Consider the following 13905-nt stretch of genomic DNA (forward strand, 5'->3'; position numbering starts at 1 on the left):
CTTGAAGCTTGCGGCTTGCAGCTGCTCCCAACTGACCCGAAGGGTTTGACCCATGCCGCAACCGTTCATATTCCGCACCGTCGATCTGGATGGCCAGACCCTCCGCACGGCGGTGCGTCCCGGCAAGCCTCATTTGACGCCTCTGCTGATTTTCAACGGCATCGGCGCCAACCTGGAGCTGGTGTTTCCGTTTGTCGCAGCGCTCGACCCGGATCTGGAAGTGATCGCCTTCGACGTACCCGGGGTCGGCGGGTCGTCGACGCCCAACCGGCCGTATCGCTTCCCCGGCCTGGCCAAACTGACGGCGCGGATGCTCGACTATCTCGACTACGGTCAGGTCAATGTGATCGGCGTCTCGTGGGGCGGCGCCCTGGCGCAGCAGTTTGCCTACGACTACCCCGAGCGCTGCAAGAAACTGGTACTGGCGGCGACCGCGGCCGGTGCGGTGATGGTCCCCGGCAAACCGAAAGTACTGTGGATGATGGCCAGCCCGCGCCGCTACATCCAGCCATCCCATGTGATTCGCATCGCGCCGATGATCTACGGCGGCTCGTTCCGCCGCGATCCGACGCTGGCTGCCAGCCATGCGGCGAAAGTGCGCTCGGCGGGCAAGCTCGGTTACTACTGGCAGCTGTTCGCAGGCCTCGGCTGGACCAGCATCCACTGGCTGCACAAGATCCATCAGCCGACGCTGGTGCTGGCCGGCGATGACGACCCACTGATTCCGCTGATCAACATGCGCATGCTCGCCTGGCGCATTCCCAACGCGCAGTTGCACATCATCGATGACGGCCATCTGTTCCTGATTACCCGCGCCGAAGCGGTGGCGCCGATCATCATGAAGTTTCTCGAAGAGGAGCGTCTGCGCGCAGTCATGCACCCGCATCCGACCCCGCTCGGCGGCTGATCGCGGCGGCCTGCTTTATGCAGCACTTTTCAAATCAAGCGCGCGGCAGGACGCCGCGCAGGCAGCAACCGGTAACAGCGTCTATGGTGTTCTGGTTCGGTGAGTGTGTTTTTGCCCTGAAGACGAAGGAGTGTTGAGTCATGCGCGAAAAACCAGCGACGGGCGTGGTGCCCAGCCCCGCCGTGTTTATCAACGCCCAAAGTGCGATCGCCGGTCTGCGTGGCAGGGATCTGCTGTCGACACTGCGCAGCGTCGCCGCCCACGGCTTGCGCAATCCGTTGCACAGCGCAAAGCATGCGCTGAAGCTTGGCGGACAGTTGGGGCGCGTGCTGCTCGGCGAAACCCTGCACCCGACCAATCCGCAAGACAGCCGCTTCGCCGATCCGGCGTGGAGCCTCAACCCGTTCTACCGGCGCAGCCTGCAGGCGTATCTGGCCTGGCAGAAACAGGTCAAGAGCTGGATCGATGAAGGCGACATGAGCCCTGAAGATCGTGCCCGTGCGCACTTCGCTTTCACCCTGCTCAATGACGCCGTGGCGCCCTCCAACACCCTGCTCAATCCGCTGGCGGTCAAGGAGCTGTTCAATTCCGGCGGGCAGAGTCTGGTGCGTGGCCTGAGCCATCTGTTCGATGATCTGTTGCACAACGACGGCCTGCCACGGCAAGTGACCAAGCAGGCGTTCGAGGTCGGCAAAACCGTAGCGACTACCACTGGGGCTGTGGTGTTTCGCAATGAAATGTTCGAGTTGATCCAGTACAAATCGATGAGCGAAAAGCAGTACGCCAAGCCCTTGCTGGTGGTGCCGCCGCAAATCAACAAGTACTACATTTTCGATCTGAGCCCGCAGAACAGCTTCGTCCAGTACGCCCTGAAAAACAGCCTGCAGACTTTCATGATCAGCTGGCGCAACCCGGATGTGCGCCATCGCGAGTGGGGCTTGTCGAGTTACGTCGAAGCGGTCGAAGAAGCGATGAATATCTGCCGGGCGATTACCGGCGCCCGCGAAGTCAACCTGATGGGCGCCTGCGCCGGCGGCCTGACCATCGCCGCCCTGCAAGGGCACTTGCAGGCCAAACGGCAACTGCGCCGGGTTGCCAGCGCGACCTATCTGGTCAGTCTGCTCGACAGCCAGATCGAAACTCCGGCGACGCTGTTTGCCGATGAACAAACACTGGAAGCTGCCAAGCGTCGCTCGTATCAGAAAGGCGTGCTCGATGGACGCGACATGGCCAAGGTCTTCGCCTGGATGCGTCCCAACGATTTGATCTGGAGTTACTTCGTCAACAACTACCTGCTGGGCAAGGAGCCGCCAGCCTTCGACATCCTCTACTGGAACAACGACAACACCCGCCTGCCAGCGGCGCTGCACGGCGATCTGCTGGACTTCTTCAAGCACAACCCGCTGATCCACGCGGGCGGTCTAGAAGTGTGCGGTACGCCGATCGATCTGCAGAAGGTCAATGTCGACAGCTTCAGCGTCGCCGGCATGAACGACCACATCACGCCATGGGACGCGGTGTATCGCTCGACCCTGCTGCTCGGTGGCGAGCGACGTTTCGTGCTGTCCAACAGCGGCCACGTGCAGAGCATCCTCAACCCGCCGAGCAACCCGAAAGCTGCCTACGTCGAAAACGCCAAACTGAGCAGCGACCCGCGTGCCTGGTACTACGATGCCAGACACGTCGACGGCAGCTGGTGGCCGCAGTGGCTGGAATGGGTCGCGCAGCGCTCCGGCGCCCTTAACGAGACCCGCACAACACTGGGTAACCCGAACTATCCACCGATGGAAGCGGCACCCGGCACCTATGTGCATGTGCGCTGACGCTCAACCGAAATTTTCTAAGAAGACTGGATGAAAACCCGCGACCGGATTCTCGAATGTGCACTGCAACTGTTCAACGAAAAGGGTGAGCCGAACGTTTCCACCATGGAGGTGGCCAACGAAATGGGGATCAGCCCGGGCAATCTCTACTACCACTTCCACGGTAAAGAACCGCTGATTCTCGGCCTGTTCGAACGCTTCCAGCACGAGCTCGCGCCCCTGCTCGACCCGCCGCCGGACGTGGAGCTTGCACCGGAGGATTACTGGTTGTTCTTGCATTTGATCGTCGAGCGCCTGGCGCAATACCGGTTCCTGTTCCAGGACCTGTCGAACCTCGCCGGGCGCTTGCCGAAACTGGCCAAGGGGATTCGCAATCTGCTCAATGCGCTGAAGCGGACGCTGGCGTCGTTGCTGGCGCGATTGAAGGCTTCGGGGCAACTGGTCAGCGATACCCAGGCCTTGGGGCAACTGGTGGAGCAGGTGACCATGACGCTGCTGTTCTCGCTGGATTACCAGCGGATTCTTGATCGTGAGGGAGAGGTCAGGTTGGTGGTTTATCAGATCATGATGCTGGTGGCGCCGCATTTGCTGCCGCCAGTGAAGGTGGCGACAGAGCGGATGGCGCTGCAATACCTTGAGGATCACGACTGACCCGAAAAGCCCCTCACCCTAACCCTCTCCCGGAGGGAGAGGGGACTGATTGGGGGATGTTCGCGAGCTACGCCGACCTGAGCGAGCTTCTTTGAATCGATAATCGACTCGATTGGTTCAGGTCGATGTATGACGCAGGACACCTCGGTCGGCTCCCTCTCCCTGGGGAGAGGGCTGGGGTGAGGGGCCGCTTGGAATGCACAAACAAAAACGCCCGACCTTCACAGGCCGGGCGTTTTATTTGCCCTGCAATCAGGACTGACTGGATGGCGTCGACGGTGTCGATGGTGCAGTCGGGGTAGCGGCTGCCGTAGGTGCCGCAGCGGAGTTTGCCGCGTTGGCCGGAGCTGTTGGAGCAGTCGATGGTGCGGCGGCCGGTTTCGGCGCAGCGGCTTTCGGCGCGGCCGGTTTTTTCACTGCCGGCTTTTTCGCCGCAGCCGGTTTGGCCGCAGGCTTCGCAGCGGGTTTGGCGGCAGCACTTTTCGCTGCTGGCTTGGCCGCTGGTTTCGCTGCAGCTTTAGCCGCAGGTTTTGCTGCCGCTTTGGTTGCCGGTTTGGCAGCGGCTTTGGCGGCAACCGGTTTGGCTGAAGCTTTGGCCGCAGGCTTGGCGGCTGCAGTTTTGGCCGCAGCTTTCGCAGCCGGTTTGGCCGCCGCTTTGGCCAGTGGCCTGACTGCGGTTTTCGCCGCAGGTTTGGCCGCTGCAGTTTTAGTGGCAGGTTTCGCCGCAGCGGTTTTCGCCGCCACAGGCTGAGCTTTCAGACCGGTGAGTTTTTCGATCTGTTTGGTCAGCGTATCGACCTTGGCGTTGAGCGCCTTCACCTCATTGCGGCTCGGCACACCCAGGCGCGAAATCGCGCTGTTCAGGCGCTTGTCGAAAGCGCCTTCCAGCTCGTCCCACTTGCCCATGGCGCGGTCTTTCACGCCGCTGATGCGCGACTTGGCCGAAGAGGTCGAGTCCTCGACTTTCTTGCCGACGGCAGTCTTGGTGAGCTTCTCGGCTTTCTCGCCGTCTTTGACCAATGCATCGAAGAGTTTGCTGCCGTCAGTGTCGATCTTCGAGTACACGCCTAAACCAGCCAGCCAGATTTTGCGGGAGTAGGACTCGACCTTCCCGACCCACGAGCTGCTTTCTTTATCGGTGTTCTTTTTGCCAGCCATCCCGTTCTCCTTAAGATTTTCGCGCGACGCGTTCGAGCAATGCCGTCAGCTCATCGAGCTTAGCAGAGAGTGCCTCAACGTCATGTTTAGACGGAATGCCGATCCGATTCAAGGCGCTGGCCACACGGTTGTCGAAGGCCTTCTCGACCTTGTCGAGCTGAACTTCAACGCGACCCTTGAACGAGCTGACCTGGGTGGCCGCGTCATCGATCTCGGCGTTGGCCGCGAGGAGTTTTTCGCTGACGGCTTTTTTGCCTTTCTTTTCAACAGTTTGACCGGCGGCTACGAGTTCTTGAAAGTACTCGCTGCCCTCCTGGCCGACCTTGGTGTAGGCGCCCAGGCCTGCCAGCCAGATCTTGCGGGCATAGGATTTGACGTCGCTCAGAGTGGAAGTCGGAGCGTCGATTTTTTTCTTCAAAATGACTTTGGCCATGGTGCACCTCACGCGCAGAAGGTTTGAGGAACTGCCGGACGAGTGTCGGGCTCAGGCACAAAGTAGGGAGAAAAATTAGAAAGGGCACCCTAACCAGCGGGAGCATCACTAAACAAATGTGGGAGCGAGCCTGCTCGCGAAAGCGGTTTGTCAGTCACGGATAATTTGACTGAAAGACCGCTTTCGCGAGCAGGCTCGCTCCCACAGGGGACTGGATTTCAATCTGGAAATCAGGCGAGGGCTTTGTCTAGGGCTTTCTCGATCTCGGCTTTGATCATGCCGCTCATGGCCGACATCATCAGGCCCAGTTCGACGTCGACCCTGATCGAATCGTCCGCCACATGCACTTCACCTTTCACGCCCGAGCGTTTGAGGTTCAGGGTGTCGCCCGACCATTGCGGCTCCAGGCCGTATTGTTCATTGAGCTTTTTGGCCAGTTTGTCGGCCTTTTCGCGGGCGGCGTCCTTGCCCAGAGTGTGGGCGCGCTCAACACTGATTTTGGCCATGGAATGACTCCTGATGATTGAATGGCTGACGTTGAATCTTGACCGCATCTGCGGCAAATCGTCCCGAAGGTTGCCCATCTTACCTTTAGCCATTCCAAGACAAAGCATGGCTTGAGGATTAGAATGTCGCGCATTCTCTTTTGGTGACAGCGATATGACTGATCAGCGCAAAGGCAGCGATGCCGAACCCACCACTCACTTCGGCTTCAAAAACGTTCCGGAAAGCCAGAAAGCGGAAAAAGTCGCTGAGGTTTTCCATTCCGTAGCCGCTAAATACGACCTGATGAACGACCTTCTGTCGGGCGGCATGCACCGTCTGTGGAAGCGATTCGCGATCGAGCTTTCCGGCGTGCGCAGTGGCAACCGCGTGCTCGACATCGCTGGTGGCACCGGCGACCTGACCCGCAAGTTCTCGAACCTCGTCGGCCCGACCGGCCAGGTCGTGCTGGCCGACATCAACGAGTCGATGCTCAAGGTCGGGCGTGATCGCCTGCTCGATCTGGGCGTTGCCGGCAACGTCGAATTCGTCCAGGCCGACGCGGAAAAACTGCCGTTCCCGGACAACCATTTCGACTGCGTGACCATCGCCTTCGGCCTGCGCAACGTAACGCACAAAGAAGACGCGTTGCGTTCGATGCTGCGCGTACTCAAGCCCGGCGGACGCCTGCTGGTGCTGGAGTTTTCCAAGCCGACCAACGCACTGATGTCGAAAGCCTACGACGCCTACTCGTTCGCCTTCATGCCGCTGATGGGCAAGCTGATCACCAACGATTCGGAAAGCTATCGCTACCTGGCCGAATCGATCCGCATGCACCCGAATCAGGAAACCCTGAAGTCGATGATGGTCGAGGCCGGTTTCGACCGCGTGACCTATCACAACATGACCGCAGGCATCGTCGCCCTGCACCGCGGCATCAAACCCTGATGTTGCTCACCGGGCTGCTCGCCAGCGTCGAACTCGGCCTCATCCGGGTGCTGCGTCTCGACAGCACGGCGCTGCCGCGCCTGGCGCATTTGGCCGGCAAGGTGATTGCCGTCGACTGCCGCAGCCCGGCGCTGCAATTGTTCATACTGCCCAGTGACGAAGGACTGATGCTCGCATCGCAGTGGGCGGCGGACGTCGATTGCACGTTGCGCGCACCGGCCTCAAGCCTGGTGAAACTGGCCCTGAGCAAAGACAAGACCGCCGTGCTGCACGCACCGGAAGTCGAGCTCGATGGCGACAGCGGTGTGTTGCTGGAGCTGGCCGGCGTACTGCAGGATCTTGAGCTGGACTGGGAGTACGAACTCTCGCGCTGGCTCGGTCCGGTCGCCACGCAATTGCTCGGTGGTCACCTGCGCAGCCGCGCGCGCTGGTATCAACAAGGATTTGCCAGCCTCAACCAGAATCTTGCCGAATACCTCGCCGAAGAATCGCGCACCCTCGTCGGGCAGCGCGAAGCGGAAGCGCGATTCAGCGAACTGGACCGGATCAAACTTGATCTGGAACGACTCGAGGCGCGTTTCGAGCGCCTTTCCCGATCCCTCGACCCAAGCGATAACGCATGAAGCTGCTTGCCGTCCGCCGTCTGTTGCGCATCCAGCGCGTCGTGATCCGCTACCGCCTCGATGACCTGCTGTTCGATCTGCCACTGCCCTGGTTCCTTCTGGCCGTGCGCTTTTTGCTGCCGTGGCGCTGGCTGCCGCGCAAGCCGCTGGAACTCAACCGTGGTGCGCGCTTGCGTCTGGCGTTGCAGGATCTGGGGCCGATCTTCATCAAGTTCGGGCAGATTCTTTCGACCCGCCGCGACCTGTTGCCGGAAGACATCGCCGATGAGCTGATGCTGCTGCAGGACCGCGTGCCGCCGTTCAATTCGCAGGTGTCGATCAAGCTGATCGAAGAACAGCTGGGCAAGAAAATCAGCGAAGTGTTCAGCCGTTTCGACGTCGCCCCGCTGGCCTCGGCCTCGGTGGCGCAGGTGCATGCGGCGCAGCTCAAAAGCGGCGAAGAAGTCGTGGTCAAGGTCATTCGCCCGGGCCTGAAACCGATCATCGCGCAGGATCTGGCATGGCTGTTCATCCTCGCCCGCGCGGCGGAAAAATTCTCCGCTGACGCGCGCCTGCTGCACCCGGTCGATGTGGTGCAGGATTACGAAAAGACCATTTACGACGAACTCGATCTGTTGCGCGAGGCGGCCAACGCCAGCCAGTTGCGCCGCAACTTCGAAGGCTCGCAGTTGCTGTACGTGCCGCAAGTCTATTGGGACTGGTGCCGGCCGAAAGTGCTGGTGATGGAGCGCATCTACGGCATCCAGGTCACCGATCTGGCGACCCTCGCCGACCAGCGCACCGACATGAAAATGCTCGCCGAGCGCGGCGTGGAGATTTTCTTCACGCAAGTGTTCCGCGACAGCTTCTTCCACGCCGACATGCACCCGGGCAACATTTTCGTCAGCACGGTCAATCCGTGGAGCCCGCAATACATCGCGATCGACTGCGGCATCGTCGGCAGCCTGACCCCGGAAGACCAGGATTATCTGGCGCGCAACCTGTTCGCCTTCTTCAAGCGTGACTACCGCCGTGTGGCGCAGTTGCACATCGATTCGGGGTGGGTGCCGGCGGAAACCAAACTCAACGAATTCGAAGCGGCGATCCGTACGGTGTGCGAACCGATCTTCGAAAAACCGTTAAAAGATATTTCATTTGGCCAGGTGCTGATGCGCCTGTTCCAGACCGCTCGCCGTTTCAACATGGAAGTGCAGCCGCAATTGGTGCTGTTGCAGAAGACCTTGCTGAACATCGAAGGCCTCGGTCGTCAGCTGTACCCGGATCTGGATCTGTGGAACACCGCGCAGCCGTTCCTCGAGCGCTGGATGCGCGAACGCGTCAGCCCGAAAGCCTTGCTGGGCAACGTGCAGAGCCAGCTGGAACAGATTCCGCACCTGTCGAACATGGCCCGCGATCTGCTCGAACGCATGTCGCAACCCCACGCCAAAGACCCTCCGCCGCCGTGGCGCAAACGCAAGGACGACTGGTTCCTGCGCCTGCTCGGCTGCGCTCATCTGGCCGGCGGCGCGATCCTCGCTGCGGGTGGTCCGTTGACCGAGTGGGCGCACTGGCCCGCCGGAATCATGGTGGCGGTCGGTTTGTATCTGGTCGTTCGCCGATAGCACGAATCAGCTGCAAGTTATAAGCTGCCAGCTGCAAGCTTGACGACACCGGAACACCGCAACCTGCTTTTACTTGCAGCTTGAAGCTTGAAACTCGAAGCTGCTTTTCAGGAATTGAAGATGAAAAACTGGCTGGACGAGATCAAGTGGGATGCTGACGGCCTGGTGCCGGCGATTGCCCAGGATCACAAGACCGGGCGCGTATTGATGATGGCCTGGATGAACCGCGAAGCGCTCGAACTGACCGCTGCGGAAAATCGTGCAATCTACTGGTCACGTTCCCGTGGCAAGCTGTGGCGCAAGGGCGAAGAGTCCGGCCATGTGCAGACACTGCATGAGATGCGCCTGGACTGTGACGCCGACGTGATCATCCTGATGGTTGAACAGATCGGCGACATCGCCTGCCACACCGGCCGTCAAAGCTGCTTTTACCGGGTCTTCGAAAACGGCGACTGGAAAACGGTCGACCCGGTACTGAAAGATCCGCACGCTATCTATTCCGCAGGACACACACATGAGTGACACCCTGACCCGCCTCGCTCAGGTACTTGAAGAGCGCAAAGGCGCAGCCGCCGACAGTTCGTATGTCGCCAGCCTGTATCACAAGGGGCTGAACAAGATTCTGGAGAAAGTCGGCGAAGAGTCGGTCGAAACCATTATTGCCGCCAAGGATGCCGCGATCAGCGGCGATTGCAGTGATGTGATCTACGAGACCGCCGACCTGTGGTTCCACAGCATGGTCATGCTCGCCCAACTGGGGCAGCATCCGCAGGCCGTGCTGGATGAACTGGACCGTCGCTTCGGCCTGTCCGGACACGTCGAGAAAGCCTCGCGTCCGTCCGCCTGAACAACTTTTAGAGAGGAATCGCCACATGGGCATTTTTGACTGGAAACACTGGGTCGTCATTCTGATTGTCGTGGTGCTGGTATTCGGTACCAAGAAACTGAAAAACCTCGGCACCGACGTTGGCGAATCGATCAAGGGTTTTCGCAAAGCCATGAACGATGACGAAAAACCGGCCGAGCCGAACGTGACCCCGCCGGCCCAGCCAGTGCCACCGGTGCAGCCGCAAACCACCGCTCAGGCCAACCCGCCGCACACCATCGACGTGCAGGCGCAGAAAGTCGAAGAGCCGATCCGCAAAGACGTGTGAGCACTGACTAATGTTTGGTATCAGCTTCTCTGAACTGCTGCTCGTCGGCCTCGTCGCCCTGCTGGTGCTCGGCCCCGAGCGTCTGCCGGGCGCGGCGCGCACCGCCGGTCTGTGGATCGGCCGCCTGAAGCGCAGCTTCAACGCGATCAAACAGGAAGTTGAACGTGAAATCGGTGCCGACGAGATCCGTCGGCAACTGCACAACGAACATATTCTGTCGCTGGAGCAAGAGGCGCGGAAGATTTTCAATCCGAACCAGCAGGAGCCGACGCCGGTCGAGCCTGTGGGCGAGCAGACGATTCACAGCGCTGCCGCTCCCACTGCACCTGCACCTGCACCTGCACCTGTTGTAACACCGCCAGGACCGGCGCCGGTTACCACAGACACATCGGTTGAACACGTAGCGCCCTCCGCCGCGCCGACTACACCAGCGCCTCAAGACCCTACACTGCCGCCGCGAGCCCCATGAGCGATCTTCCGGAAAACGACCAGCACATGCCGCTGGTTTCGCACCTCACCGAGTTGCGCACCCGCCTGCTGCGTTGCGTGGCGGCGATCTTCATTATCTTTGCCGGGCTGTTCGCGTTTACCCAGCAGATCTACACCTTCGTCTCGACGCCGCTGCGCCAGTACCTGCCGGTCGGCGCGACGATGATCGCCACCGACGTGTCGTCGCCGTTCCTGACGCCGCTGAAACTGACGATGATGGTTTCGCTGTTCCTTGCGATTCCAGTGATCCTGCATCAGATCTGGGGCTTTATCGCACCGGGCCTGTACAAGCATGAAAAACGCGTTGCGGTACCGTTGCTGATCTCCAGCATCCTGCTGTTCTACATCGGCATGGCGTTCGCCTATTACTTCGTTTTTCCGCTGATCTTCAAGTTCTTCGCCGCTGCCACCCCGGCCGGCGTGGAAATGATGACCGACATCGCCAGCTACCTCGATTTCGTCATGACGCTGTTCTTCGCCTTCGGCGTGGCGTTCGAGATCCCGGTGGCCGTGGTCCTGCTGGTGTGGATCGGCGTGGTCGACGTCAAATACCTGAAGAAGATCCGCCCGTACGTGATCATCGGCTGCTTCGTGGTCGGCATGATCCTGACCCCGCCGGACATCTTCTCGCAGACCCTGCTGGCTGTGCCGATGTGGATGCTGTTCGAGATCGGCATTCTCTTCGGCGCGCTGGTCAGCAAGCGCGAACGCCCGGACGAAACCCCGGCCGACGACCACAACGACCAGCCGCCAGCGACCCAGGCATGAACCTGCTGCTGCTCGAAGAGGCCGACTTCATTGCGGCCGACCGCGTGATCCTGCGCGACCGGCGCCTGACCCACATGCAGGAAGTGCATCGTTCGGAAGTCGGCGACAGCCTGCGCGTCGGGCGCATCAACGGGTTGATGGGTTCGGCCGAGTTGCTGCGCCTCGAAGCGGGCGAAGCGGAGCTGCGCGTCAACCTCGATCAGCCACCGCCGGCCAAACTGCCGCTGACCCTGGTGCTGGCCCTGCCCCGGCCGAAAATGCTCCGCCGCGTGTTCCAGACCGTCGCGACCATGGGTGTGGCCAAGGTGATTCTGGTCAACAGCTATCGCGTCGAAAAAAGCTTCTGGCAGACGCCATTTCTGGAGCCGGAAGCGATTCGTGAGCAGTTGATCCTCGGGCTCGAACAGGCTCGCGATACGGTGCTGCCAGAGATCGTCATCGAAAAACGCTTCAAGCCTTTCGTTGAAGATCGCTTGCCGGCGATCGCCGAGGGCACCCTCGGCCTGGTAGGCCACCCCGGCAACTTCCCGCCCTGCCCGCGCGCTCTGAGCGAACCGGTGACCCTGGCCATCGGCCCCGAGGGTGGCTGGATTCCCTACGAAATCGATCTGCTGGCCAGATCCGGCCTGCAACCGGTGCAACTGGGCGAGCGCATCCTGCGCGTCGAAACCGCCGTCACCGCCCTGCTTGCACGCCTGTTCTAGCGCGACAGCGGTCCTTGTAGGAGCTGTCGAGTGCAACGAGGCTGCGATCCTTTGACCTTGTTTTTTTAGAAGCAAAATCAAAAGATCGCAGCCTCGTTGCACTCGTCAGCTCCTACAAGCTTCTACGGTCGCGGACAAGTGGCGTTACAGATTGCCATCACCCAGCCGATACAGCCCCTATAAGTCCAATCAAGTGGTCCGAAGGGAGTGGTCGCATGTACCGTTGGTTAGCCGAGAGTCTTGGAAACGTCAGCGTCAAACGCAAGCTGGGCATCGGTTTCGGCCTGGTGCTGTTGCTGACGCTGTTGATCACTTTCACCGGCTGGACCGGCATGAGCGGCATCATCAGCCGTGGCGACAAGCTCGGCTTCATTTCCAGCCTCAACGAGTTGACCAAAGACCTGCGCCTGGCGCGCATGGACTACGACATGCGTCGTGGCGAACAGGGTCCGGGCGCGGTCAATGAATTGCTCAACAAACTCGAAAGCGGTCTGCAATCGGCACGCGGCATGATCGAGCAGCCGTCCGATGTGGCGATGGTCGATCAACAGCTTGCTGCGGTCGCCGAATACAAACGCGCCTTCGGCGAAATGACCCAGGCCACCGTCCAGCGTGAAGACGCGCGGAGCAAGCTTGGCGCCAACGCCGATAATGCCGTGGCCAAGGTCGGCGAAGTCGAAAGTGCGCTGCTGCAAGGCGACAGCGTTGCGCAGTACAACGCGGTGATCGAGCTGAGCAAACTGTTGCAGCAGGCGCGCTATCAGGTGCGCGGTTACACCTATAGCGGCAAGGCCGATGCCGAGCAACCGGCGCTGACCGCTATCGACAACGCCCTGAAAAATCTCGAGAGCCTGCCGACCCGCGTGCCGGAGCAACACATCGCCAACCTGCAGCAAGCCACCGACTCGCTCAAGGCCTATCGCGCCGCCGTCGCTCAGTTCCGTGATTCGCAGGTGAAGAACGCCGCTGCACTGGCCAGCATGTCGGCTCAGGGCGACATCCTGATCACGGCCAGCAAGAAGCTCACCGAATCGCAAACCGTGGTGCGCGACACCGACGCCGCCCACGCCAAGAACATGCTGCTGATCGCCACTGTGTTGGCGCTGATGTTCGGTTTGCTGGCAGCGTGGATCATCACTCGGCAGATCATCATTCCGCTGACCCAGACCCTGAAAGTCGCCGAGCGCGTGGCCGCCGGCGACCTGACCCACAACCTGGTTTCCCTGCGTCGCGATGAACTCGGTCAATTGCAGCGCTCGATGCAAAGCATGACCCAGGGCCTGCGCGAGTTGATCGGCGGTATCAGCGACGGCGTCACGCAGATCGCCAGCGCCGCCGAAGAACTCTCGGCGGTGACCGAGCAGACCAGCGCCGGGGTCAATAATCAGAAGATCGAGACCGATCAGGTCGCCACCGCCATGAACGAAATGGCCGCTACCGTGCAGGAAGTCGCACGCAACGCTGAAGAAGCTTCCGAGGCCGCTGTCGCCGCTGACCAACAGGCCCGCGAAGGTGACAAGGTCGTCGGCGAAGCCATCGCCCAGATCGAACGTCTGGCGGTCGAGGTGGGGCATTCCACCGAAGCCATGGGCGAACTCAAGCGCGAAAGCGACAAGATCGGCAGCGTCCTCGATGTGATCAAGTCTGTGGCCCAGCAAACCAACCTGCTGGCCCTCAACGCTGCCATCGAAGCGGCCCGTGCCGGTGAAGCCGGGCGTGGTTTCGCCGTGGTTGCCGACGAAGTGCGCAGCCTCGCCCAACGCACGCAGAAGTCCACGGAAGAGATCGAAGAGCTGATCGTCGGCCTGCAAAACGGCACTCAGCAAGTGGCGACGATCATGGACAACAGCCGCAGCCTGACCGACAGCAGTGTCGAACTGACCCGTCGTGCGGGTGGTTCGCTGGAAAGCATTACGCGCACCGTCTCGGCGATCCAGGCGATGAACCAGCAGATCGCCGCCGCTGCCGAGCAGCAGAGCGCCGTGGCCGAAGAGATCAACCGCAGCGTGCTGAACGTGCGCGATGTGTCCGATCAGACCTCGGCGGCGAGCGAGGAGACTGCCGCATCCAGCGTTGAACTGGCGCGACTGGGCACGCATCTGCAGATGCTGGTAGGCCGTTTCAAAGTCTGAGTTGATGCACAACCTCGGTTCGCCTGTAACC

16 protein-coding genes and 1 pseudogene are annotated in these 13905 nt (G+C 60.7%); 14 read left to right on the top strand and 3 right to left on the bottom strand.

The window, feature by feature from the left end; genetic code table 11:
• Positions 1-52: 52 nt before the first annotated feature.
• From phaZ to KVG85_RS18430, 3 genes are all read left to right on the top strand, one after another.
• The gene (gene phaZ / locus KVG85_RS18420) at positions 53-907 is read left to right on the top strand and encodes a poly(3-hydroxyalkanoate) depolymerase (RefSeq protein WP_016772063.1); all 855 of its coding nucleotides are present in this window, start codon (positions 53-55) and stop codon (positions 905-907) included.
• A 140-nt stretch (positions 908-1047) separates the two neighbouring features.
• Positions 1048-2730: a class II poly(R)-hydroxyalkanoic acid synthase gene (gene phaC, locus KVG85_RS18425; RefSeq protein ID WP_122751640.1), complete on the top strand. Its 1683-nt coding sequence runs from the start codon at positions 1048-1050 to the stop codon at positions 2728-2730.
• 30 nt (positions 2731-2760) lie between these two features.
• Positions 2761-3381, top strand: coding sequence for a TetR/AcrR family transcriptional regulator (locus tag KVG85_RS18430; RefSeq protein ID WP_024011259.1), 621 nt, complete (start codon positions 2761-2763; stop codon positions 3379-3381).
• 252 nt (positions 3382-3633) lie between these two features.
• On the opposite strand, the gene KVG85_RS18435 is transcribed toward KVG85_RS18430, so the two are convergent.
• From KVG85_RS18435 to KVG85_RS18445, 3 genes are all read right to left on the bottom strand, one after another.
• Complete coding sequence (locus KVG85_RS18435) at positions 3634-4539, bottom strand: phasin family protein (RefSeq protein WP_217864589.1); 906 nt, start codon at positions 4537-4539, stop codon at positions 3634-3636.
• 10 nt (positions 4540-4549) lie between these two features.
• A complete protein-coding gene (locus tag KVG85_RS18440) occupies positions 4550-4972 on the bottom strand; it encodes a phasin family protein (RefSeq protein WP_016772067.1) in 423 nt (140 codons plus the stop codon).
• A 230-nt stretch (positions 4973-5202) separates the two neighbouring features.
• Positions 5203-5478, bottom strand: coding sequence for a polyhydroxyalkanoic acid system family protein (locus KVG85_RS18445; RefSeq protein WP_016772068.1), 276 nt, complete (start codon positions 5476-5478; stop codon positions 5203-5205).
• 154 nt (positions 5479-5632) lie between these two features.
• On the opposite strand from KVG85_RS18445, the gene ubiE reads away from it, so the two are divergent.
• The 11 genes and pseudogenes from ubiE to KVG85_RS26365 all read left to right on the top strand — a co-directional run bounded on the left by ubiE (position 5633) and on the right by KVG85_RS26365 (position 13874).
• Entirely contained in the window at positions 5633-6403 is a 771-nt protein-coding gene (gene ubiE, locus KVG85_RS18450; protein ID WP_016772069.1) for a bifunctional demethylmenaquinone methyltransferase/2-methoxy-6-polyprenyl-1,4-benzoquinol methylase UbiE, read from the top strand.
• Positions 6403-7026, top strand: coding sequence for a ubiquinone biosynthesis accessory factor UbiJ (locus tag KVG85_RS18455; RefSeq protein WP_217864590.1), 624 nt, complete (start codon positions 6403-6405; stop codon positions 7024-7026). The genes ubiE and KVG85_RS18455 overlap by 1 nt, the downstream gene beginning before the upstream one ends.
• Positions 7023-8627 carry a ubiquinone biosynthesis regulatory protein kinase UbiB gene (ubiB, locus tag KVG85_RS18460; RefSeq protein ID WP_217864591.1) on the top strand — a complete coding sequence of 535 codons (1605 nt, stop codon included), beginning with the start codon at positions 7023-7025 and terminating at the stop codon, positions 8625-8627. Before KVG85_RS18455 ends, ubiB begins: the two co-directional genes overlap by 4 nt.
• A 120-nt stretch (positions 8628-8747) precedes the next feature.
• On the top strand, positions 8748-9149 hold the full coding sequence (gene hisI / locus KVG85_RS18465; protein WP_007899278.1) for a phosphoribosyl-AMP cyclohydrolase: 402 nt from the start codon (positions 8748-8750) through the stop codon (positions 9147-9149).
• Positions 9142-9474, top strand: a complete 333-nt coding sequence (locus KVG85_RS18470) for a phosphoribosyl-ATP diphosphatase (RefSeq protein ID WP_003220849.1) — start codon at positions 9142-9144, stop codon at positions 9472-9474. The genes hisI and KVG85_RS18470 overlap by 8 nt, the downstream gene beginning before the upstream one ends.
• Before the next feature lie 25 nt (positions 9475-9499).
• Positions 9500-9781 (top strand): twin-arginine translocase TatA/TatE family subunit, encoded by a 282-nt coding sequence (locus tag KVG85_RS18475; protein WP_073471591.1) that lies wholly within the window; start codon positions 9500-9502, stop codon positions 9779-9781.
• A 10-nt stretch (positions 9782-9791) separates the two neighbouring features.
• Positions 9792-10250, top strand: coding sequence for a Sec-independent protein translocase protein TatB (gene tatB / locus KVG85_RS18480; protein WP_217864592.1), 459 nt, complete (start codon positions 9792-9794; stop codon positions 10248-10250).
• A complete protein-coding gene (tatC, locus tag KVG85_RS18485) occupies positions 10247-11038 on the top strand; it encodes a twin-arginine translocase subunit TatC (protein ID WP_016772075.1) in 792 nt (263 codons plus the stop codon). Before tatB ends, tatC begins: the two co-directional genes overlap by 4 nt.
• On the top strand, positions 11035-11742 hold the full coding sequence (locus tag KVG85_RS18490) for a 16S rRNA (uracil(1498)-N(3))-methyltransferase (RefSeq protein ID WP_217864593.1): 708 nt from the start codon (positions 11035-11037) through the stop codon (positions 11740-11742). The genes tatC and KVG85_RS18490 overlap by 4 nt, the downstream gene beginning before the upstream one ends.
• Positions 11743-12074: 332 nt before the next feature.
• Positions 12075-13019: pseudogene (locus KVG85_RS26360) on the top strand (methyl-accepting chemotaxis protein); the annotation flags it as partial.
• A 141-nt stretch (positions 13020-13160) separates the two neighbouring features.
• Positions 13161-13874, top strand: coding sequence for a methyl-accepting chemotaxis protein (locus KVG85_RS26365; protein ID WP_371262571.1), 714 nt, complete (start codon positions 13161-13163; stop codon positions 13872-13874).
• Positions 13875-13905: the final 31 nt, after the last annotated feature.

Source organism: Pseudomonas triticicola, from assembly GCF_019145375.1.
In the GTDB taxonomy this organism is placed as follows: Bacteria; Pseudomonadota; Gammaproteobacteria; order Pseudomonadales; family Pseudomonadaceae; genus Aquipseudomonas; species Aquipseudomonas triticicola.

Excerpts from the sequence above, each read along its gene's own strand:
- phaZ (WP_016772063.1), top strand. The coding sequence starts at position 53 with ATGCCGCAACCGTTCATATTCCGCACCGTCGATCTGGATGGCCAGACC.
- phaC (WP_122751640.1), top strand. The coding sequence starts at position 1,048 with ATGCGCGAAAAACCAGCGACGGGCGTGGTGCCCAGCCCCGCCGTGTTT.
- KVG85_RS18430 (WP_024011259.1), top strand. The coding sequence starts at position 2,761 with ATGAAAACCCGCGACCGGATTCTCGAATGTGCACTGCAACTGTTCAAC.
- KVG85_RS18435 (WP_217864589.1), bottom strand. The coding sequence starts at position 4,539 with ATGGCTGGCAAAAAGAACACCGATAAAGAAAGCAGCTCGTGGGTCGGG.
- KVG85_RS18440 (WP_016772067.1), bottom strand. The coding sequence starts at position 4,972 with ATGGCCAAAGTCATTTTGAAGAAAAAAATCGACGCTCCGACTTCCACT.
- KVG85_RS18445 (WP_016772068.1), bottom strand. The coding sequence starts at position 5,478 with ATGGCCAAAATCAGTGTTGAGCGCGCCCACACTCTGGGCAAGGACGCC.
- ubiE (WP_016772069.1), top strand. The coding sequence starts at position 5,633 with ATGACTGATCAGCGCAAAGGCAGCGATGCCGAACCCACCACTCACTTC.
- KVG85_RS18455 (WP_217864590.1), top strand. The coding sequence starts at position 6,403 with ATGTTGCTCACCGGGCTGCTCGCCAGCGTCGAACTCGGCCTCATCCGG.
- ubiB (WP_217864591.1), top strand. The coding sequence starts at position 7,023 with ATGAAGCTGCTTGCCGTCCGCCGTCTGTTGCGCATCCAGCGCGTCGTG.
- hisI (WP_007899278.1), top strand. The coding sequence starts at position 8,748 with ATGAAAAACTGGCTGGACGAGATCAAGTGGGATGCTGACGGCCTGGTG.
- KVG85_RS18470 (WP_003220849.1), top strand. The coding sequence starts at position 9,142 with ATGAGTGACACCCTGACCCGCCTCGCTCAGGTACTTGAAGAGCGCAAA.
- KVG85_RS18475 (WP_073471591.1), top strand. The coding sequence starts at position 9,500 with ATGGGCATTTTTGACTGGAAACACTGGGTCGTCATTCTGATTGTCGTG.
- tatB (WP_217864592.1), top strand. The coding sequence starts at position 9,792 with ATGTTTGGTATCAGCTTCTCTGAACTGCTGCTCGTCGGCCTCGTCGCC.
- tatC (WP_016772075.1), top strand. The coding sequence starts at position 10,247 with ATGAGCGATCTTCCGGAAAACGACCAGCACATGCCGCTGGTTTCGCAC.
- KVG85_RS18490 (WP_217864593.1), top strand. The coding sequence starts at position 11,035 with ATGAACCTGCTGCTGCTCGAAGAGGCCGACTTCATTGCGGCCGACCGC.
- KVG85_RS26365 (WP_371262571.1), top strand. The coding sequence starts at position 13,161 with ATGAACGAAATGGCCGCTACCGTGCAGGAAGTCGCACGCAACGCTGAA.